The sequence below is a fragment of the Citrobacter sp. RHBSTW-00599 genome, from assembly GCF_013784065.1.
GTDB classification, from domain to species: domain Bacteria; phylum Pseudomonadota; class Gammaproteobacteria; order Enterobacterales; family Enterobacteriaceae; genus Citrobacter; species Citrobacter braakii.
The window spans coordinates 4,121,143-4,141,738 of record NZ_CP056717.1; the positions used below are offsets into that span (position 1 = coordinate 4,121,143).

A 20,596-nucleotide genomic window follows, 5' to 3' on the forward strand; every position below is an offset into this window, starting at 1 on the left:
ATCAGGACGTGAGTCCCAGTGCGCGTTTGACGGGGCCAAAACTACGGCGATGGTGCTCTGTTGCGCCATGCATTGCCAACTTTTCCAGATGAAAAGCGGTTGGATAGCCTTTGTGCTGTGCAAAGCCATACTGCGGGAACACCGTATCCAGGGCCGCCATTTCAGCATCACGAGTGACTTTTGCCAGTATCGACGCCGCGCTAATCTCCGCCACACGGCTATCACCTTTTACCACCGCCAGCGATGGCACCGGTAATGCCGGGCAACGATTGCCGTCGATCAGTACGTATTCCGGCGCTATATGCAGACCCGCAACCGCACGCTGCATGGCCAGCATAGTGGCATGTAAAATATTCAACTCGTCGATTTCATGTGGTTCCGCACGCCCCAGGCTCCAGCTTAACGCTTTTTCTTTAATCTCATCGAATAGCGCCAGGCGACGTTTTTCCGACAGTTTTTTTGAGTCGTTAAGACCGATAATAGGGCGAGCCGGATCCAGAATGACGGCGGCAGTGACGACCGCGCCGACCAAAGGACCACGTCCAACTTCATCTACACCCGCCACTAAATGCGTATGCGGATATACAAATTCAATCATTGCGCTAACTCCAGGACCGCATCCGCCGCCTGCTCATCAGCGTTGCAACGGATCTGCTGATGCAGTTCACGGAATGTGTCGTGCATTGCATGGCTGGTTTTGCCATTCGCCAGCAACGGCAACAGCGCTTGCGACAGCGCCTGCGGTTCGCACTCTTCCTGCAACAGCTCTTTAACCAGTTCTCTTCCCGCCAGCAGGTTAGGTAGCGAAACGTAATCGGTCTTCACCAGACGCTTTGCCAGCCAGAAGGTGAAAGGTTTCATACGATAGCCAACCACCATCGGGCATTTTGCCAGCATACATTCCAGCGCAGCGGTGCCGGAAGCCAGCAGTGCGGCATCGCTGGCAACCATCGCTTCACGTCCCATCCCATTAAGCAGATGTACGGAAAGCTCCGGTGCAACTTCAGCTTTAATGCGCTCAAACTGCTCGCGACGTTTGGCATTCACCAACGGCACTACCACTTCGAGATCTGGATAATGCTGGCGTAACAACTGCGCCGTTTTCAGAAAATCGGCGCTGAGCATCTCCACTTCTGCGCCACGACTTCCTGGCAATAGCGCCAGGCAGTGAGCGTCATAGGGAATACCCAGAACATCGCGAGCCGCGTTTTTATCCGGGTCCAACGGCATGGCATCTGCCATGGTATGACCGATAAAGCGGCACGGGACGTTAAATTTGTCATAAAACGCTTTTTCGAAAGGCAGAAAGGCCAGCACCATATTGGTGGATCTGCCTATTTTGAAAACGCGTTTCTGTCGCCAGGCCCACACAGAGGGGCTGACGTAATGAATGGTTTTAATGCCCTGCTTTTTCAAATTCCCTTCGAGGGTAATATTGAAATCAGGCGCATCAATACCGACGAAAACATCCGGCTTTAAGTCGGTAAATCGGCGAGTGAGATCGGCGCGAATATGCAGTAAACGGCGCAGGCGTCCGAGCACTTCAACAATGCCCATTACCGCCAGCTCTTCCATTTCGTACCAGGCTTCACAGCCTTCGGCCTGCATCAGCGGACCCGCCACGCCAACAAAACGCGCATTGGGAACGCGAGCCTTGAGTGCACGAATTAACCCTGCACCAAGAATATCGCCGGAGGTTTCTCCGGCGACGAGGGCAATCGTTAAAGGACGCTGCTCAGTCATTAACGAATCAGACCACGCGTTGAGCGCTCAAAGAAGTCGCTGAAAGCCTGAACTTCAGGGTACTGTTTCGCCAGTTCCGCGATTTCCGGTTTCACTTCTTCCAGCGTTTTACCGCTACGGTACAACGCTTTGTAGGCATTACGAATCGCGGTAATCGCTTCGCGGGTGAATCCACGACGCTTCAGACCTTCGATATTGACGCCAAATGGCGTTGCGTGGTTGCCCTGGGCGATAACGTATGGAGGCACGTCCTGAGCAACGCCAGAACAGCCGCCAACCATCACATGCGCGCCGATGATGCAGAACTGATGCACCGCAGTCATGCCGCCGATGATAACAAAATCATCCAGCGATACATGCCCGGCAAGCGTGGCGTTATTCGCCAGAATACAGCGGTTGCCTACCGTGCAATCATGCGCGACGTGCGCATTAATCATCAGTAAGTTATCGCTGCCCACCTTCGTCACTCCACCGCCCTGCACTGTGCCACGATGAATGGTGACGCTTTCGCGGATGCGGTTGCGATCGCCAATTTCCACGCGGGTCGGTTCGCCAGCATATTTCAGATCCTGGTTAACTTCACCGATGGAGGCAAACTGATAGATCTCGTTATCGCGACCAATTTTTGTATGGCCATTCACGACAACGTGAGACTTCAGTACGGTACCCTCACCAATTTCAACATGGGGTCCAACAATACAAAATGGGCCAATGTGAGCGTTAGCGCCAATGCTGGCGCCTTCTTCCACAATGGCAGTTGGGTGAATAAAGGCGGATTTATCAATCACGTATCAGGCCTCCCGGCTACGGGCACACATCATCGTTGCTTCGCACACAACTTTACCGTCGACCAGCGCAACCCCTTTAAAACGGGTCAGGCCGCGGCGCGTTTTCTCGAAAGTCACTTCCATGATCATCTGATCGCCTGGCACGACAGGACGCTTAAAGCGCGCTTCGTCAATACCCGCAAAATAGTACAGTTCACCTGGTTCCAGTTTCCCTACGCTTTTAAACGCGAGGATACCAGTGGCCTGCGCCATTGCTTCCAGAATCAGTACGCCTGGGAAAATAGGTTTACCCGGGAAGTGGCCCTGGAAGAAAGGCTCGTTAACAGATACATTTTTCACTGCGCGCAGAAAGCGACCTTCTTCAAAATCCAGCACGCGGTCAACCAGCAGAAACGGAAAACGGTGCGGCAGAAGTTCTAAAATCTCTTCAATATGCAGAGTATGAGTGTTAGTAGTCAAAATACTCTTCCTGTCAAAATATACTAAAAGGCAATAATAACACGGCCTGTCGCAATCGTATGAATGGGACAGGCCGAAAAGTCAGACATGCAAAAACGGTGCTTTAGTCTTGTTGATTAACCTTGCGCTCAATCGCTTTGAGACGCTTGCTCATATCATCAATATTCATCACCAGTGCAGCTGTTTTACGCCATACCTTATTGGGCTGTAGCGGAATGCCTGAGGAATAGACGCCAGGTTCGGTGATAGGACGCATCACCATACCCATGCCAGTAACCGTGACTTTATCGCATATTTCCATATGCCCATTGATCACGCTGGCGCCGCCAATCATGCAGTAACGGCCAATCTTCAGGCTACCCGCCATAATGACGCCACCGGCTACCGCCGTATTGTCGCCAATCACAACGTTATGCGCAATCTGGCACTGGTTATCAATGATAACACCATTACCGATCACAGTATCGTCCAGCGCACCACGGTCAATGGTGGTACAAGCGCCGATCTCGACGCGATCGCCGATAATCACGCGACCAAGCTGCGGGATCTTCACCCAGTTACCGCGATCGTTCGCGTAACCAAATCCATCAGATCCGACGACAGTGCTGGACTGGATCAGGCAATTCTCACCGATCTGAATGTCGTGGTAAATCGTCACATTCGCCCACAAGCGTGAACCTGCGCCGATTTTAGTATTTTTTCCGACGAAGCAGCCTGCGCCGATAACGACGTTATCGCCCAGTTCTACGCCAGACTCAATGACCGCATTTGCGCCCACAGAAACATTATTACCCAGCTTCGCCGTCGCATCGATCACTGCACTCGGTGCAATGTTTTGTGCGGGCTGCGGCGTGGTATCTAAGATTTGCGCCATACGTGCATAGGTCAGGTAGGGATTCTTCACTACCAGCGCAGCACTCTTAGCAAAAGGAAGATCGTCCTGCGTCATCACAACGGCAGAGGCCTGGCATACGCCTAAGTGTTCACGGTACTTAGGATTCACCATGAACGTGATATTGCCAGTTTGCGCAGATTGCATGGACGCTACGCCGGTGATGACGATATCGCCATCACCGTGTAATTCTGCATCCAACTGCTCTGCTAAATCAGCCAGTCGAATTGAAGGCATTACTTATTTAACCTGTTTCAGTACGTCAGCGGTGATGTCTTTTACATCGCTGCTGTTGTATGCAACGGTGTTTGCGTCAACAACCAGATCGATGCTCTGACTGTTAGCAACAGATTTCACCGCTGTCTGGATACGAGTAACCAGTTTGCCACGTTCTTCGTTGGAACGACGCGCACGATCCTGCTCAAAAGCCTGAGCTTTCTGAGAGAAAGTCTGACGCTGAGCCATGACGTCTTTTTCCAGCTTGGTACGATCGCTACCCGCTTTCATGGATTGCAGACGCTGCATTTTAGATTGCAGATCAGATTCCATACGCTGCAGTTCGCTGGCACGGCCTTTGAACTCGTTTTCCAGCGTAGCAGAAACGCCCGTCTTCTGTGCAACCTGTTGGAACAAGCTACCCATGTTGACGATTGCAATTTTGTCAGCAGCCTGTGCGGACGTTGCCATCGCTAAACCGAGACCTGCAGCTAATAACCACTTTTTCACAATTAACTCCTTACCATCCCATTTGCACCCGAAGGTACAGTTCTTTGCGTGGCCAGGCGATCCCATGCAAGATCGCCTAAAGTCATCGCTACACTACCACTACATTCCTTTGCGAAGAACAATTACCAGGTTTTACCAATGTTAAACTGGAACTGTTCCGCTTTGTCTCCATCGTACTTCTTGAACGGCTGGGCGTAGGAGAAAACCAACGGCCCCAATGGGGACATCCATTGTAAAGCGATACCCGCTGACATACGGATATTGTTCGGATCGCTGTAGTCCGGATAACCAGAGTACTTAGCTGAATCCCAGTTCGTATCCCAAACGGTACCCATATCCCAGAAGAACGAGGTACGGACCGAGTTGGCATACTTGTCGCTGATAAACGGCGTCGGGGTAATAAATTCCAGGCTGGCGACAGCCATGGCGTTACCGCCCACCGCATCATCCGATTTACACGGTGAAGTATTGGTGGCGTCACATTCGTTATCGTAATCGCTATCGTTGTTATAACGATTAGCCGGTAAATAGACAGCCTTTGGACCGATGGTGTTGGACTGGAAACCACGCACGGTGCTGGAACCACCCGCATAGAAGTTCTCGTAGAACGGCATCTCTTTGCTGCCGATGCCGTCACCATAGCCCCACTTCGTGCGACCCAGAACAACCCATTTGTGATCGTCATCGATCGGCACATAGGTCGCGGTATCCAACGTCGCTTTGTAGTATTCGTTGTCAGAACCCGGAATGGTTACTTTACCGTTCAGGTTGACACGCGTACCTTCCGTTGGGAAGTACCCACGGTCCAGCTTGTTATATGTCCACCCATAGTTGAAGGTGAAATCGTCTGATTTAAAGCTATCAGCGTCAGGATCCTTACCCATTGAAACCAGATAACGTTGCATTGCAACCTGTGGATCCATGTTAGACAAGGAGTTATGCACATAACCCACACCCGCACGTAAGGTGTTGTATTCGTTGATCGGGAAGCCGAGCGTTGCGTCAGTACCATAACTTTTGTTGGTATAGTCGGACAGGTCTGCATCATCCGCTTTAAAGTCATTGTAGAAAACGCGACCACCAAGGCTCACCCCATCAACGGTGAAATATGGGTTGGTGACAGACAACTCAGTATAGGTCTGATAGTCGTTTTTGGTGCCGTTGATCCCGACTGAATAACCGGTACCTAACCAGTTATCTTGCTGAACGCCAGCCTGGAAGCTCACGCCGCTTTCAGTACCGTAACCAACGCCGAAGTTAAAGCTACCGGTGTTACGCTCTTTAACCTTATAGACCACATCAACCTGATCCGGGCTACCCGGTACACGCTGAGTATCGGTATCGACAGTTTCAAAGTAACCCAGACGGTTCAGACGCTCTTTACCCTGATCGACCAGATCGCTACCCAACCAGGCACCTTCCATCTGGCGCATTTCGCGACGCAGAACAGAATCTTTAGAGGTGTCGTTACCTTCAAAACGAATCTTACGCACGTAGAAACGGTTACCTGCATCCACGTTTACGCGTAATTTAACGGTTTTGTCGGCGTCGTTGATTTCAGGTTGCGACTGTACGCGCGGATAGGCATAGCCATAGCGACCCAGAAGCTTCTTGATATCATCTTCCATTTTGGTCACTTTGGTGCCGTTATAGAGTTCGCCTGGCTCGATTTTGGTCAGGGTCTCAATTTCGGCGGAGTGCCCAGCCAGGTTACCGCTCACCTGTACCCCTGAAAGCTTGTATTGATCGCCTTCAGTGATGTTAACGGTAATGTAGATACCTTTTTTATCCGGCGTCAGGCTAACCTGGGTGGAATCGATATTGAAGCGAGCATAACCGCGATCCAGATAGTAGCTGCGCAAGGTTTCAAGATCGCCCGCCAGTTTCTGTTTCTGGTATTTACGATCGCCCACCACGTTCCACCACGGCACTTCATCACGCAGTTGGAAGTGAGAGATCAGTTCGTCGGTCGAGAAAGCATGGTTGCCGACGATATTGATCTGTTGGATCTTCGCCGAAACGCCTTCCTGGAAGACCAGCTTGAGGTCAACGCGGTTACGCGGCAACGGCGTTACCACCGCTTTCACACTGGCGCTGTACTTACCGACGCTATAGTAGAAATCTTCCAGCCCTTTTTCGATATCGGCTAGCGTAGTGCGATCCAGAGACTCGCCAACACGCACACCAGAAGCCTCGAGGTTTTGCTTGAGCATGTCATCTTTCACCGATTTGTTACCGGAGAAAGTGATGCTGGCAATCGTCGGACGTTCTTTTACCTGAACCAGAAGGGTATCACCATCGCGCAGGACGCGGACATCCTCAAAGTTACCGGTGGCGAACAGAGCACGAATGGTATTACTGATGTCTTCATCATTAACCGTGTCGCCTGTGCGCACCGGCATACTGAGGAGAGCCGCACCAACGGCGACTCGCTGTAGGCCTTCGAAATGAATGTCTTTCACTACGAACCCTTCAGCACCGTATACGGTGGCGCTGCTAAACAGCAGCGACGCTATGAGCAACTTTTTCATCGCCATCGTTATTATGCGTTCTTCCTAACACTCTCTTACAACCGAGAGAAATCATTGAAAAGTGCAAGCCCCATTAACAACACCAGCAAGATAGAGCCAATGCGATAACTAAAGTCTTGAACCCGCTCGGATACCGGACCGCCCTTCAGCTTTTCAATCGCCAGGAACAGCAGATGCCCCCCGTCAAGAACGGGCAACGGAAACAGGTTGATTATCCCTAAGTTCACGCTGATAAGCGCAAGGAACATCAGGTAATAAATAACCCCGAACTCCGCTGACATCCCAGCCCCCTGGGCGATAGAAATCGGCCCACTGAGGTTGTTCAGTTTTACATCACCGGTAATCAATTTTCCCAGCATACTGACCGTCAGCTTCATCAACTGCCACGTTTTATCCGAGGCTTCGAGGATGGCGCTGAATGGCCCATACTGGCGTACAGTCTTATACTCATCAGGCAGAGGAATAACTTTAGGCACCACGCCCGCAAAACCCTCTGCCTTCCCGTTAACCTGTTTTGAATCTGGGGTTAACGTTAAAGACAAGGAACTTCCTTGTCTTTCAATATCTAGCGCTAACGGCTTATCCGGATTATCGCGCACCAGCGTCACGAACGTCATCCATTGCGTCAGCGGCTGACCATTGACTTTAACGATCCTGTCGCCAGCTTGCAAACCCGCCTTACTTGCAGCGGAGTTTACCTGCACTTCTGACAGCACCGATTCAATCTGCGGACCGCGTGGGCGAATCCCTAAACTGGAAACAGGATCCTCTTTGTCTGGCTCAAATGCCCAATGGCGTAAATCCAGCGTTTTGTCCTGCCGCTGGTTGCCGCCAAACTGCGCCACGCTGAGAGTCGTATGTTCATCGCCAATTTTGGATACCAGTTGTAATCGCACGGCATCCCAATCAGGGGTTTCGATACCATCAACCGCTTTTAGTTCCGTACCCGGCTGAATTTGCGCCTGTGCGGCAATCGAGTTGGGTGTTATTTCACCAACAACCGGACGAACGCCAGGGACACCGATGATAAACACCAGCCAATACGCGAAAATAGCAAAAAGGAAGTTGGCAATCGGACCTGCGGCGATGATGGCTGCGCGTTGTCCAACCGTTTTATTGTTGAAAGCGTAATGGCGCAGCTCCGGTGCGACCGGTTCAGCGCGCTCATCCAGCATCTTGACGTAACCGCCGAGGGGAATCAGGGCGATGACGTATTCCGTACCTGATTTATCGGTACGCCGCCAAAGCGCTTTTCCAAAGCCAATGGAAAAGCGTTCGACGCGGACTCCGCAGCGCCGTGCAACCCAGAAATGACCAAATTCATGCACGGTGATAAGCACACCAAGTGCAACGATGAATGCAGCCAGATTCCAGAGAATACTCAGCATAAGACCATCCGTTAGAGTGTCCTGAATACCAGTAACAACAGGCAGGCAAAGACCGGTACCGCAGCCGTCAGGCTATCAATACGATCCAAAATACCGCCGTGTCCTGGTATTAAGTGACCACTGTCCTTAATACCTGCTTCACGCTTAAACATACTCTCGGTCAGGTCACCCAGCACGGAGGCCAGGGCTGCTACGATGGAGCAAATAAGCAAGGTGACAGGCGCAACCTCAAGATTCGCCCACATGCCATAACCCCATGAGATCACGGCCGCAGTGGCGAGTCCGCCAATAAAACCCTGCCAGGTTTTACCAGGAGAAACCTTCGGCGCCAGCTTATGTTTGCCAAACAACTTACCAAACATATAGGCACCCGAGTCCGCTCCCCAGACGAGGATCATGACATACAGCAGCCATAGCGCGCCACTATAATGATTCTCATCATAGTGCCATGCACGTAGCGCCAGCATTCCCCAAAAGAAAGGGACTATGGTTAACACGCCGAAAATTATGCGTAATGTTTTGGAATTACGCCAGACCGACGCAGAGCCGGGATAAAACAGCACCAGTAACAGCGCCACGACCCACCAGCCCAGCGACGCCCACAGCGATACTTCAACCAGCGGCTGATGAATATTGCGATGGTATTCCGGCAACAAAAATAGCATCAGTGCCAGCAATAGCCCGCACAAAACAGCCAGCCAGACTCGCTGCGTACGCGTGGTAAAACCGCTTAACTGTCCCCATTCCCAGGCGGCCAGCATACAGACGGCCAGCGTAACAATGGCGAACCCCACCGGCGGCAGCAAAAACAGCGCCGCGATGACAACGGGTATTAAAACAAAAGCAGAAATCAGGCGATACTTCAGCAAAAGCGACCCCCATCAGGCTTTTTCATCACCGGGCTCGGTGCCGCCGAAACGACGCTCACGATTAGCAAAGGCATGCAGCGCACCTTCAAAGTCTTGTTCATCGAAATCGGGCCAGAGAACATCCGTAAAGTAAAGTTCGGCATAGGCAATTTGCCACAACAGAAAATTACTAATTCGATGCTCTCCCCCAGTCCTTATCACTAAATCCACAGGAGCCAGTTCATGCATACAAATTTGCTGCCCCAGCATCTCTTCATCGATTTGCTCTGGACGCAGCAGACCATCCTGCACCTGTTGTGCCAGTTGTCTGACTCCCTGGACTATATCCCACCGTCCACCGTAATTCGCTGCAATATTTAGCGTCAACCCGGTATTCTGGGCGGTAATCGCTTCTGATTTGCGAATCCGTTCTTGCAAACGTGAGTTAAATCGACTGATATCCCCGATAATACGCAGACGTACGTTATGGCGGTGCAGGTTTTTCACTTCGCTATCAAGCGCCCACACAAACAGCTCCATTAACGCGCTCACTTCCTGCGCAGGTCGGTTCCAGTTCTCACTGCTAAAGGCATACAGCGTTAACGCATCAATACCGTTATTGGCAGCAAAAGAGACAGCCCGGCGGACGGACTTTGCTCCGGCCTTATGTCCAAAGGCGCGAATCTTCCCTTGCTTTTTCGCCCAGCGGCCATTGCCATCCATGATAATTGCTACATGGCGACAACCATGTGCTGGCAAATTTTCGCTTAATGGTTTAGTTGCAGACAACATAACGCGTTTTTAGTCCCTGAAAGGATTATACGGTACTCAGGAATACTGAAGCCTTTTGCGCTTCATCCTTCAGGCTGCTCCTTCGTCGGCTGTGATTTTCGCCCAAGTCACATACTCTTTGTATGCTCCAGGGGACTCATCCACTTGCCACCTTGATGCAACCTGAATGATTTTGTGCATCCACAAAAAAGCCGTGTCAAACCACGGCTTACCCGACCGAAAAAAAACAAATACCCGCGATCGAGTGGCGCAGACTATATCACTGAAGCCCAACGCTAACAAATAGCGCGATTCTCCGAGGAGGGATTATCATCAGCTTGAGCGTCGCATCACTTCTTTTCTGGCGACTTCCCGCGCGATAGCATCAACCTTCTGCACGTCTTCAACGCTCTGTGGCTCCTGCAAATCCATCTTATCCAGTACGGATAAATTCAGGTCAGCAATATCGGTAAATCGGATCTGCTGCGCCAGGAATGCGGCAACGGTAATTTCATTCGCTGCGTTCAAAGCGGTCGTCGCCGCCTGCCCTTGCTCAAACGCGTCCATCGCCAGTTTCAGGCATGGATAACGCTGGTAATCAGGTGCGGAAAACGTCAACGCACTGAGCTTGCAAAAGTCGACAGGCTTAACGCCGGACGTCACTCGTTCTGGCCATGCCATCGTATGAGCAATAGGCGTACGCATATCAGGTTCCCCCAACTGTGCCAGAACGCTACCATCCTGATAACGCACCATCGAATGAATAACCGACTGCGGGTGAATCAGCACTTCCATCTGGCTTGCATTGGCATTAAATAACCAACGCGCTTCAATGTATTCCAGACCTTTATTCATCATGGTGGCTGAATCGACAGAGATTTTTCGTCCCATCGACCAATTCGGATGACGACATGCCTGATCGGGGGTCATAGAAACCAGATCGCGCAATGGCGTTTCACGGAAAGGGCCACCAGACCCGGTAAGCAAAACTGAAATGACGCCATTTTGCTCAAGGTCAGCGTATCCCAGATTGTGTTGGATAGGTTGCGGTAAACTCTGAAAAATCGCGTTATGTTCGCTATCTACCGGCAAAAGCTGTGCTTTGTGGCGTTGCACGTCGTCCATAAACAGACGCCCGCAGGTCACCAGAGACTCTTTATTCGCCAGCAAAATGCTTTTGCCCGCGCGGATTGCCGCCAGCGTCGGTAGCAAGCCCGCCGCGCCGACAATCGCCGCCATAACCTGATCAACATCATCCAGCGCAGCCATATCACAGGCAGCCTGCTGCCCGCTCATAACCTCAGTACGACTGCCCTGCTCCAGCAGAGCTGCTTTTACCAACGCAGCGCTTTTTTCATCGTCCATTACCGCATAGCGAGGAGAAAATTCCAGACATTGCTCAACCATACGGACGACATTTTTACCCGCCACCAACGCAGCAACACGAAATTTTTCCGGGTTATGGCGTACTACATCCAGCGTACTGCAACCAATGGAACCGGTTGATCCCAGGATGGTTAATTGCTTCATCAGACATCCAGAAGAATTTTACTCGTCATATTTCAAGTTGCATGTACGTTGGCTCTCCTCGTTCACCCCTGTCACGCACGGGTGTACGCTCCCGGGGATGCCCTGCGTCGCCGCCTTCCTGCAACTCGAATATTTAGAGTATATAGACAGAAAAAAGCAAAACGCCGCCATCCAGCCTTCTCAGGCCTTCTAAGCGGCGTTTTTAGCGTACAGGCGAATCAGAACTGCATCAGTTCCGTTTCTTTCTCTGCCAGCGCCGCATCAACTTTCTTGATAGCTGCGTCAGTCAGTTTCTGTACGTCGTCCTGAGAACGGCGATCGTCATCTTCGCTGATCTCTTTTTCTTTCAACAACGCTTTCACTTTGTCGTTGGCATCACGGCGTACGTTACGTACGGCAACGCGCGCGCCTTCAGCTTCGCCACGCACGATCTTAGTCAGATCTTTACGACGTTCTTCAGTCAGCGGCGGCAGCGGAACGCGGATGTCGGAACCCGCAGAACTTGGATTCAGACCGAGGTCGGAAGCCATAATTGCTTTCTCAACGGCTGGCCCCATAGAACGGTCGAACACGTTGATTTTCAGGGTACGGGAATCTTCAACCGTTACGCTTGCCAGCTGGCGCAGCGGGGTCGGTGTGCCGTAATATTCCACGACAATACCATCCAGCAGGCTAGGAGAAGCACGGCCCGTGCGAATTTTGCTGATTTGGTTTTTGAACGCTTCGACGCATTTGTCCATGCGTACTTCAGCATCTTTTCTGATATCGTTGATCACGTTACGAATCCTTGAAAGCTTGTTTCAGTCAGACCATACCCACCACGCAAGATGTGACAAGTATAGTCTTGATTAATTTTGAGGGACGTATCCCGCGACATTAAAGCGGAATATTACCTGCATTTAGCCGCAACGGGAATTATTCCGTGATTAACGTGCCTTCTTTTTCACCCATAACAACACGGCGCAGCGCACCCGGTTTGTTCATGTTAAAGACACGAATCGGTAATTTGTGGTCACGAGCCAGCGTAAACGCCGCAAGATCCATCACTTTCAGCTCTTTATCCAGTACTTCAGCATAGGTCAACTGTTCGTACATAGTCGCCGTTGGATCTTTAGCCGGGTCAGCCGTAAATACGCCATCGACTTTGGTGGCTTTCAGTACCACATCCGCTTCAATTTCAATACCACGCAGGCAAGCCGCAGAGTCGGTAGTGAAGAACGGATTGCCAGTACCCGCAGACAAAATAACAACGCGGTTGTTACGCAGCAGGCTGATTGCTTCCGCCCAGCTGTAGTTATCACACACGCCATTCAGAGGAATAGCGGACATCAAGCGAGCGTTCACATAGGCGCGGTGAAGCGCATCGCGCATCGCCAGACCGTTCATGACGGTGGCTAACATGCCCATGTGGTCGCCCACAACGCGGTTCATCCCTGCTTTCGCCAGACCAGCGCCACGGAACAGGTTACCACCACCAATCACTACGCCAACCTGGATACCCAGCTCAACCAGCTCTTTGATTTCCTGAGCCATACGGTCAAGGATGCTTGCATCAATACCGAAGCCTTCTGAACCTTGCAGAGCTTCGCCACTTAACTTAAGCAGAATACGTTTGTAGACGGGTTTTGCATTGGTAGCCATGTTTCTTTCCTGAGACTGTCAACGAATGAGATGAATTAATTCCGGCGACATTGTATGTCGCTTTTCAGCATGACCACTATAGCGGTTCGCTGAATTTACAAGCCAGACACAAAAAGAAGCCGCCCTCAGGCGGCTCCTTTAAAAATTAAGACTGCTTGGACATCGCAGCAACTTCTGCTGCAAAGTCAGTCTCAACTTTCTCGATACCTTCACCCACTTCAAAGCGGATGAAGCCTGTTACATCAGCGTTGTGCTCTTTCAGCAGCTGACCAACAGATTTGCTCGGATCCATAACGAAAGGCTGACCAGTCAGAGAAACTTCGCCGGTGAATTTCTTCATGCGGCCTTCAACCATTTTCTCTGCGATTTCTTTCGGCTTACCAGACTGCATCGCGATGTCCAGCTGAACCTGGTATTCTTTCTCTACCACTTCAGCAGAAACGTCTTCCGGCTTAACGAATTCTGGCTTGCTTGCAGCAACGTGCATTGCCAGCTGTTTAACCAGCTCTTCGTCAGCGCCAGTTGCAGCAACCAGAACACCGATACGAGCACCGTGCTGGTAGTTACCCAGAACTTCGCCTTCCAGGGAAGCAACGCGACGGATGTTGATGTTCTCACCGATTTTAGCAACCAGAGCAACACGTTCTTCTTCGAACTGCGCTTTCAGAACTTCAACGTCAGTGATTTTGCCAGCAACGGCAGCGTCCAGTACTTTGTCAGCAAATGCCTGGAAACCAGCATCTTTAGCAACGAAGTCAGTCTGGCAGTTAACTTCCAGAATGAAAGCGATGTTGCCGTCGATTTTGGTTTTGATTACGCCGTCAGCAGCAACGTTGCCTGCTTTTTTCGCCGCTTTGATTGCGCCGGACTTACGCATGTTTTCGATTGCCAGCTCGATGTCGCCATTAGCTTCAGTCAGTGCTTTTTTGCAATCCATCATGCCTGCGCCAGTACGCTCACGCAGCTCTTTTACCAGGGATGCGGTAATTTCAGCCATTCTAAAATCCTCGGAAGATTTGATCTGCCCGGCATGAAACCGCACAGATTTAAAAGTGAAAAAGGGGCCTAAAGGGCCCCTAACCAAACGTGATACTACCTGGTTTATAAGGGGGCTCGAACGAGCGTGCCTTATTATTCAGCTTCTACGAAGCTTTCTTCCGCCTGGGAAGCCAGATCCTGAGAACGGCCTTCACGAACGGTAGTAGCTACAGCGCCCAGGTACAGGGTCACAGCACGGATTGCGTCGTCGTTACCCGGGATAACGAAGTCAACACCGTCCGGATCAGAGTTGGTATCAACGATAGCAAATACTGGGATACCCAGGTTGTTTGCTTCTTTGATAGCAATGTGCTCGTGGTCAGCATCGATTACGAACAGAGCGTCCGGCAGACCGCCCATGTCTTTGATACCGCCCAGGCTGTTTTCCAGTTTCTCAAGCTCACGAGTACGCATCAGCGCTTCTTTCTTGGTCAGCTTTTCGAAAGTACCGTCCTGAGACTGAGTTTCCAGATCTTTCAGACGTTTGATGGACTGACGAACGGTTTTCCAGTTAGTCAGCATGCCGCCCAACCAGCGATGGTTCACGAAGAACTGGTCGCAGTTGTTAGCAGCTTCTTTCACCGCTTCGCTTGCAGCGCGTTTAGTACCAACGAAAAGGATTTTACCTTTACGAGCAGAGATCTTGTTCAGTTCAGCCAGAGCTTCGTTGAACATCGGTACAGTTTTCTCAAGGTTGATGATGTGAACTTTGTTACGCGCACCGAAGATGAACGGCTTCATTTTCGGGTTCCAGTAACGGGTCTGGTGACCGAAGTGAACACCAGCCTTGAGCATGTCGCGCATGGAAACAGTTGCCATGATTAAAACCTCTATATATAAAAGTTGGGGTTAAGCCTCCACGCATCCCATATTACCGACCCCAAAGGGCACCCCGGAATATGTGCCGATACGTGTGTGTTGTTACACAAAGTGAGATTTGTCGCTCCCGTCCATCGTGTGTAGTCTTCAAATGGATCGGAAGTCCGGCGCGCTTTATACCACAAATACGCTACCGACACCAATAATTGTTGGCGGTGCGTGCTGAATGAACGATGAATTTCGTGTTACAGGGAGGCAGCCAATTTTTTGCATCTCCGGCGCTTACATGCAGTAAGCGACTGGAGTGAAAAATTTCAGCCAACACACCTGTGGCACGAAAGGCGAAGTTCAGAATGATTCTCAATTTGGCAGCATGTATGCCGGACTGATACCATTGGCACCACTTAAACAATTATTGCCGATATCATCGGCACTGATGGACAGAATTCATGGCTATCTCAATCAAGACCCCTGAAGAAATCGAAAAAATGCGCGTCGCTGGCCGTCTGGCCGCCGATGTACTGGAAATGATCGAACCGTTTGTTAAGCCAGGCGTCAGCACCGGCGAACTGGATCGCATCTGTAATGACTACATCGTGAATGAGCAGCAGGCCATTTCCGCCTGCCTGGGCTATCACGGTTATCCGAAGTCCGTGTGCATCTCTATTAATGAAGTGGTGTGCCATGGGATCCCGGACGACGCCAAGCTCCTGAAAGACGGCGATATCGTCAACATCGACGTAACCGTGATTAAAGACGAGTTCCACGGTGATACCTCGAAAATGTTCATCGTCGGCAAACCAACCATTCTGGGCGAGCGTTTGTGCCGCGTCACGCAGGAAAGCCTGTATCTGGCGCTGCGGATGGTAAAACCGGGTATTCGCCTGCGCACGCTGGGCGCTGCGATTCAAAAATACGCGGAAGGCGAAGGCTTCTCTGTGGTCCGTGAATATTGCGGTCACGGCATCGGTCGCGGCTTCCATGAAGAGCCGCAGGTTCTGCACTACGATGCAGACGACGGCGGTGTGGTACTGCAGCCGGGCATGACCTTCACCGTAGAACCCATGCTGAATGCCGGTGATTACCGCATCCGCACCATGAAAGACGGGTGGACGGTGAAAACCAAAGATCGGAGCTTGTCTGCTCAGTACGAGCATACTATTGTGGTGACGGAAAAAGGCTGTGAAATTCTGACATTACGCAAGGATGACACCATCCCGGCGATCATCACACACGACGAATAATGTTTTGCCTGATGGCGATGCACCCGCATCTTATCAGGCCTACAAATTGTACTACTTCGTAGGCCGGGTAAGGCGTTCACGCCGTCATCCGGCTTTTTTAATGGGTGGCGCATAATGAATACTCTTCCTGAACAACACGCAAATACTGCCCTCCCCACCCTGCCAGGCCAACCGCAGAACCCCGGAACCTGGCCGCAGCACGATCTCAACTGCCCCGGCATTAAAGCGCATATCGACACTTTCCAGCACTGGTTAGGTGACGCGTTTGACAGCGGGATTTCCGCAGAACAGCTGATTGAAGCCCGCACCGAGTTTATTGACCAGTTACTGCAACGTCTGTGGATTGAAGCCGGTTTCGGTCAAATTGCCGACCTGGCGCTGGTTGCCGTTGGCGGTTACGGGCGCGGCGAACTGCATCCGCTTTCCGATATTGACCTGCTGATCCTGAGTCGTAAAAAGCTACCAGACGCGCAGGCCGAAAAAGTTGGCGAATTGTTAACGCTGCTATGGGACGTGAGGCTCGAGGTTGGGCACAGCGTGCGCACGCTGGAAGAGTGTCTGCTGGAAGGATTGTCAGATTTAACCGTCGCCACCAACCTGATTGAAACACGCCTGCTGATTGGTGATGTGGCGCTGTTTCTTGAGCTACAAAAGCATATTTTTAGCGAAGGTTTCTGGCCATCCGATAAGTTTTACGCAGCCAAAGTTGAAGAGCAGAATCAGCGCCACCAGCGCTATCACGGCACCAGCTACAACCTGGAGCCGGATATCAAAAGTAGCCCCGGCGGCCTGCGCGATATTCATACCCTGCAATGGGTGGCCCGCCGCCATTTTGGCGCCACCTCACTGGATGAAATGGTCGGTTTCGGCTTTTTGACGCAGGCAGAACGTGCCGAGCTGAATGAATGTTTGCATATCCTGTGGCGCATTCGCTTTGCCCTGCATCTGGTCGTTAGTCGTTACGACAACCGTCTGCTGTTTGATCGTCAGCTCAGCGTGGCGCAACGCCTGAACTACGGCGGTGAAGGCAATGAGCCTATCGAGCGGATGATGAAAGACTATTTCCGCGTCACACGACGGGTCAGCGAACTGAACCACATGCTGTTGCAACTGTTCGACGAGGCGATCCTCGCCCTGCCCGCCGATGAAAAACCACGTCCGATTGATGACGACTTTCAACTGCGCGGCACGTTGATTGATCTGCGCGACGACGACCTGTTTATTCGCAAACCCGAAGCGATATTGCGGATGTTTTACATCATGGTGCGTAATAGCGCGATCAGCGGAATTTACTCCACTACGCTGCGCCATTTACGTCATGCCCGCCGTCATTTAACGCAGCCGCTGTGCTACATCCCGGAGGCGCGTTCGCTGTTTCTCAGTATGTTGCGCCATCCGGGCGCGGTAAGTCGCGGCCTGCTGCCTATGCATCGCCACAGCGTGTTGTGGGCCTATATGCCGCAATGGTCGCATATTGTCGGCCAAATGCAGTTTGACCTGTTTCATGCCTATACGGTGGATGAACACACTATTCGCGTAATGCTCAAGCTGGAAAGTTTTGCTAACGAAGAGACCCGTCAGCGCCATCCGCTGTGCGTGGATCTGTGGCCGCGTCTGCGACAGCCGGAGCTGATTCTGATTGCCGCGCTGTTCCACGATATCGCCAAAGGTCGCGGCGGCGATCACTCGGTTCTCGGCGCCCAGGATGTGCTCAAATTCGCCGAACTGCACGGTCTGAACTCCCGCGAAACGCAACTGATCGTGTGGCTGGTGCGCCAGCATTTGCTGATGTCGGTTACCGCTCAACGCCGCGATATTCAGGATCCCGAAGTCATTAAGCAATTCGCCGAAGAGGTGCAAACGGAACATCGTCTGCGCTTTTTGGTGTGCCTGACCGTCGCAGATATTTGCGCCACCAACGAAACGCTGTGGAATAGCTGGAAGCAAAGCTTGCTGCGCGAGCTGTACTTCGCGACGGAAAAACAGTTACGGCGCGGGATGCAAAACACGCCGGATATGCGTGAGCGCGTACGCCATCATCAGCTTCAGGCGCTGGCGCTACTGCGCATGGACAACATTGATGAAGAAGCGCTACACCATATCTGGTCGCGCTGTCGCGCCAACTATTTCGTACGTCACAGCCCAAATCAGCTGGCCTGGCATGCACGTCATCTGCTGCAACACGATCTCAGCAAGCCGCTGATCCTGCTCAGCCCGCAGGCCACGCGAGGCGGGACGGAAATTTTCATCTGGAGCCCTGACCGCCCTTACCTGTTTGCTGCCGTCTGCGCCGAACTGGACAGGCGCAACCTTAGCGTCCACGATGCGCAGATTTTCACCACCCGCGATGGGATGGCGATGGATACGTTCATTGTGCTGGAACCAGACGGTAGCCCGCTGTCGTCAGACCGACACGAAACGATCCGTTTTGGGCTTGAACAGGCGATCACCCAGCGTAGCTGGCAGCCGCCGCAACCGCGTCGCCAGCCGGCAAAATTACGTCACTTTACCGTCGATACCGAGGTCACTTTTCTGCCGACCCATACCGACCGAAAATCATTTCTTGAGCTTATCGCTCTCGACCAGCCAGGACTGCTGGCGCGGGTCGGGCAGATTTTTGCCGATCTGGGAATTTCGCTGCATGGCGCCCGAATTACAACTATTGGCGAGCGAGTAGAAGATTTATTCATAATCGCCACCGCCGACCGGCGCGCCCTTAATAATGAGCTGCAGCAGGAAGTGCATCAACGGTTGACAGAGGCCCTCAATCCAAACGATAAAGGGTAATGTTTTTATTTATTATGGAAAGAGTTTAACAATGCAGCAGTTACAGAACGTTATTGAGTCCGCTTTCGAGCGCCGTGCCGACATTACTCCGGCAAATGTAGATACCGTAACCCGCGAAGCGGTGAATCAGGTTATTTCTTTACTGGATTCCGGTGCACTGCGCGTCGCAGAAAAGATTGAGGGTCAGTGGGTCACGCATCAGTGGCTGAAAAAGGCGGTCCTGCTCTCTTTCCGTATTAACGATAATCAGGTTATCGAAGGTGCGGAAAGCCGTTACTTCGATAAAGTGCCGATGAAATTCGCCAACTACGACGAAGCGCGCTTCCAGAAAGAAGGTTTCCGCGTGGTTCCGCCTGCGGCAGTGCGTCAGGGCGCGTTTATCGCCCGTAACACCGTGCTGATGCCGTCTTACGTGAACATCGGCGCTTATGTTGATGAAGGTACGATGGTTGATACCTGGGCGACCGTGGGTTCCTGTGCGCAAATCGGTAAGAACGTACACCTGTCCGGTGGCGTTGGTATTGGTGGCGTACTGGAACCGTTGCAGGCTAACCCGACCATCATCGAAGACAACTGCTTCATCGGCGCGCGCTCTGAAGTGGTTGAAGGCGTGATCGTCGAAGAAGGCTCTGTCATTTCCATGGGTGTGTATATCGGCCAGAGCACCCGTATTTACGATCGCGAAACCGGCGAAGTGCATTACGGCCGCGTTCCGGCGGGCTCCGTGGTCGTCTCCGGAAACCTGCCGTCGAAAGATGGCAAATACAGCCTGTACTGCGCGGTGATTGTGAAGAAAGTCGATGCCAAAACGCGTGGCAAAGTGGGAATCAACGAACTGTTACGCACCATCGACTAACAGCGATTTGAAAAAGCGGGCTTAGCCCGCTTTTTTTACATCTGCGAGTGGCATAAACAAGGCTTTTCGTTAATTATTCAATGGTTATAGTGAGCTTAAGGGTACCGCTATGTATGACAATCTGAAAAGTCTGGGCATTACTAATCCTGAAGAGATCGATCGTTACAGCCTGCGGCAAGAAGCCAACAACGATATCCTGAAAATCTATTTCCAGAAGGATAAAGGCGAGTTTTTTGCCAAGAGCGTGAAGTTCAAATATCCCCGTCAACGTAAAACGGTTGTCGCCGATGGCGTCGGCCAGGGTTACAAAGAAGTGCAGGAGATCAGTCCCAACCTGCGCTACGTGATCGACGAACTGGATCAGATCTGCCAGCGAGATCGCAGCGAAGTCGATCTTAAACGCAAGATCCTCGATGATTTACGTCATCTGGAAAGCGTCGTGACCAACAAGATCAGCGAGATTGAAGCCGATCTGGAAAAACTGACGCGCAAATAGGTAGATTGTTGCCTGATAGCGCTACGCTTATCAGGCAAT

At 51.7% G+C, this 20,596-nt stretch carries 19 protein-coding genes; 4 read left to right on the top strand and 15 right to left on the bottom strand.

Features of this window, described 5'->3' with window-relative positions; all coding sequences use genetic code 11:
- Position 1: 1 nt before the first annotated feature.
- The 15 genes from rnhB to rpsB all read right to left on the bottom strand — a co-directional run bounded on the left by rnhB (position 2) and on the right by rpsB (position 15,174).
- A complete protein-coding gene (gene rnhB / locus HV243_RS20185; protein ID WP_019078405.1) occupies positions 2 to 598 on the bottom strand; it encodes a ribonuclease HII in 597 nt (198 codons plus the stop codon).
- Complete coding sequence (gene lpxB, locus HV243_RS20190; RefSeq protein WP_053389218.1) at positions 595 to 1,743, bottom strand: lipid-A-disaccharide synthase; 1,149 nt, start codon at positions 1,741 to 1,743, stop codon at positions 595 to 597. The genes rnhB and lpxB overlap by 4 nt, the downstream gene beginning before the upstream one ends.
- Positions 1,743 to 2,531, bottom strand: a complete 789-nt coding sequence (gene lpxA, locus HV243_RS20195) for an acyl-ACP--UDP-N-acetylglucosamine O-acyltransferase (RefSeq protein WP_003018525.1) — start codon at positions 2,529 to 2,531, stop codon at positions 1,743 to 1,745. Before lpxA ends, lpxB begins: the two co-directional genes overlap by 1 nt.
- Positions 2,532 to 2,534: 3 nt before the next feature.
- Complete coding sequence (gene fabZ, locus HV243_RS20200) at positions 2,535 to 2,990, bottom strand: 3-hydroxyacyl-ACP dehydratase FabZ (RefSeq protein ID WP_003018528.1); 456 nt, start codon at positions 2,988 to 2,990, stop codon at positions 2,535 to 2,537.
- A gap of 103 nt (positions 2,991 to 3,093) precedes the next feature.
- Positions 3,094 to 4,119, bottom strand: a complete 1,026-nt coding sequence (gene lpxD / locus HV243_RS20205; protein WP_003018531.1) for a UDP-3-O-(3-hydroxymyristoyl)glucosamine N-acyltransferase — start codon at positions 4,117 to 4,119, stop codon at positions 3,094 to 3,096.
- Between the two features lie 3 nt (positions 4,120 to 4,122).
- Positions 4,123 to 4,608: a molecular chaperone Skp gene (gene skp / locus HV243_RS20210; protein ID WP_016151765.1), complete on the bottom strand. Its 486-nt coding sequence runs from the start codon at positions 4,606 to 4,608 to the stop codon at positions 4,123 to 4,125.
- Between the two features lie 122 nt (positions 4,609 to 4,730).
- Positions 4,731 to 7,145 (bottom strand): outer membrane protein assembly factor BamA, encoded by a 2,415-nt coding sequence (bamA, locus tag HV243_RS20215; protein WP_016151764.1) that lies wholly within the window; start codon positions 7,143 to 7,145, stop codon positions 4,731 to 4,733.
- A 29-nt stretch (positions 7,146 to 7,174) separates the two neighbouring features.
- The gene (gene rseP, locus HV243_RS20220; protein WP_046275344.1) at positions 7,175 to 8,527 is read right to left on the bottom strand and encodes a sigma E protease regulator RseP; all 1,353 of its coding nucleotides are present in this window, start codon (positions 8,525 to 8,527) and stop codon (positions 7,175 to 7,177) included.
- Between the two features lie 11 nt (positions 8,528 to 8,538).
- Positions 8,539 to 9,396 carry a phosphatidate cytidylyltransferase gene (gene cdsA, locus HV243_RS20225; RefSeq protein ID WP_016151762.1) on the bottom strand — a complete coding sequence of 286 codons (858 nt, stop codon included), beginning with the start codon at positions 9,394 to 9,396 and terminating at the stop codon, positions 8,539 to 8,541.
- 12 nt (positions 9,397 to 9,408) lie between these two features.
- Entirely contained in the window at positions 9,409 to 10,167 is a 759-nt protein-coding gene (ispU, locus tag HV243_RS20230; protein ID WP_003018543.1) for a (2E,6E)-farnesyl-diphosphate-specific ditrans,polycis-undecaprenyl-diphosphate synthase, read from the bottom strand.
- Positions 10,168 to 10,479: 312 nt separating this feature from the next.
- The gene (gene ispC, locus HV243_RS20235; protein ID WP_053389219.1) at positions 10,480 to 11,676 is read right to left on the bottom strand and encodes a 1-deoxy-D-xylulose-5-phosphate reductoisomerase; all 1,197 of its coding nucleotides are present in this window, start codon (positions 11,674 to 11,676) and stop codon (positions 10,480 to 10,482) included.
- Between the two features lie 218 nt (positions 11,677 to 11,894).
- Positions 11,895 to 12,452 carry a ribosome recycling factor gene (frr, locus tag HV243_RS20240; RefSeq protein WP_016151760.1) on the bottom strand — a complete coding sequence of 186 codons (558 nt, stop codon included), beginning with the start codon at positions 12,450 to 12,452 and terminating at the stop codon, positions 11,895 to 11,897.
- A gap of 139 nt (positions 12,453 to 12,591) precedes the next feature.
- Entirely contained in the window at positions 12,592 to 13,317 is a 726-nt protein-coding gene (gene pyrH, locus HV243_RS20245; RefSeq protein WP_005132114.1) for a UMP kinase, read from the bottom strand.
- A gap of 145 nt (positions 13,318 to 13,462) precedes the next feature.
- Complete coding sequence (gene tsf, locus HV243_RS20250) at positions 13,463 to 14,314, bottom strand: translation elongation factor Ts (RefSeq protein WP_016151759.1); 852 nt, start codon at positions 14,312 to 14,314, stop codon at positions 13,463 to 13,465.
- Between the two features lie 134 nt (positions 14,315 to 14,448).
- Entirely contained in the window at positions 14,449 to 15,174 is a 726-nt protein-coding gene (gene rpsB / locus HV243_RS20255) for a 30S ribosomal protein S2 (RefSeq protein WP_016151758.1), read from the bottom strand.
- A 449-nt stretch (positions 15,175 to 15,623) separates the two neighbouring features.
- Between rpsB and map the strand changes: the two genes are divergently transcribed.
- The 4 genes from map (at position 15,624) to HV243_RS20275 (ending at position 20,557) form a co-directional block, all read left to right on the top strand.
- The gene (gene map, locus HV243_RS20260; protein ID WP_016151757.1) at positions 15,624 to 16,418 is read left to right on the top strand and encodes a type I methionyl aminopeptidase; all 795 of its coding nucleotides are present in this window, start codon (positions 15,624 to 15,626) and stop codon (positions 16,416 to 16,418) included.
- 114 nt (positions 16,419 to 16,532) lie between these two features.
- Complete coding sequence (glnD, locus tag HV243_RS20265; protein WP_053389220.1) at positions 16,533 to 19,205, top strand: bifunctional uridylyltransferase/uridylyl-removing protein GlnD; 2,673 nt, start codon at positions 16,533 to 16,535, stop codon at positions 19,203 to 19,205.
- Between the two features lie 31 nt (positions 19,206 to 19,236).
- Complete coding sequence (gene dapD, locus HV243_RS20270; protein WP_003829186.1) at positions 19,237 to 20,061, top strand: 2,3,4,5-tetrahydropyridine-2,6-dicarboxylate N-succinyltransferase; 825 nt, start codon at positions 19,237 to 19,239, stop codon at positions 20,059 to 20,061.
- Positions 20,062 to 20,170: 109 nt separating this feature from the next.
- Positions 20,171 to 20,557 (top strand): DUF3461 family protein, encoded by a 387-nt coding sequence (locus HV243_RS20275; RefSeq protein WP_003018562.1) that lies wholly within the window; start codon positions 20,171 to 20,173, stop codon positions 20,555 to 20,557.
- The last annotated feature ends 39 nt before the right edge of the window (positions 20,558 to 20,596 follow it).

Excerpts from the sequence above, each read along its gene's own strand:
- rseP (WP_046275344.1), bottom strand. The coding sequence starts at position 8,527 with ATGCTGAGTATTCTCTGGAATCTGGCTGCATTCATCGTTGCACTTGGT.
- lpxB (WP_053389218.1), bottom strand. The coding sequence starts at position 1,743 with ATGACTGAGCAGCGTCCTTTAACGATTGCCCTCGTCGCCGGAGAAACC.
- map (WP_016151757.1), top strand. The coding sequence starts at position 15,624 with ATGGCTATCTCAATCAAGACCCCTGAAGAAATCGAAAAAATGCGCGTC.
- ispC (WP_053389219.1), bottom strand. The coding sequence starts at position 11,676 with ATGAAGCAATTAACCATCCTGGGATCAACCGGTTCCATTGGTTGCAGT.
- lpxD (WP_003018531.1), bottom strand. The coding sequence starts at position 4,119 with ATGCCTTCAATTCGACTGGCTGATTTAGCAGAGCAGTTGGATGCAGAA.
- HV243_RS20275 (WP_003018562.1), top strand. The coding sequence starts at position 20,171 with ATGTATGACAATCTGAAAAGTCTGGGCATTACTAATCCTGAAGAGATC.
- tsf (WP_016151759.1), bottom strand. The coding sequence starts at position 14,314 with ATGGCTGAAATTACCGCATCCCTGGTAAAAGAGCTGCGTGAGCGTACT.
- bamA (WP_016151764.1), bottom strand. The coding sequence starts at position 7,145 with ATGGCGATGAAAAAGTTGCTCATAGCGTCGCTGCTGTTTAGCAGCGCC.
- ispU (WP_003018543.1), bottom strand. The coding sequence starts at position 10,167 with ATGTTGTCTGCAACTAAACCATTAAGCGAAAATTTGCCAGCACATGGT.
- rpsB (WP_016151758.1), bottom strand. The coding sequence starts at position 15,174 with ATGGCAACTGTTTCCATGCGCGACATGCTCAAGGCTGGTGTTCACTTC.
- rnhB (WP_019078405.1), bottom strand. The coding sequence starts at position 598 with ATGATTGAATTTGTATATCCGCATACGCATTTAGTGGCGGGTGTAGAT.
- dapD (WP_003829186.1), top strand. The coding sequence starts at position 19,237 with ATGCAGCAGTTACAGAACGTTATTGAGTCCGCTTTCGAGCGCCGTGCC.
- glnD (WP_053389220.1), top strand. The coding sequence starts at position 16,533 with ATGAATACTCTTCCTGAACAACACGCAAATACTGCCCTCCCCACCCTG.
- pyrH (WP_005132114.1), bottom strand. The coding sequence starts at position 13,317 with ATGGCTACCAATGCAAAACCCGTCTACAAACGTATTCTGCTTAAGTTA.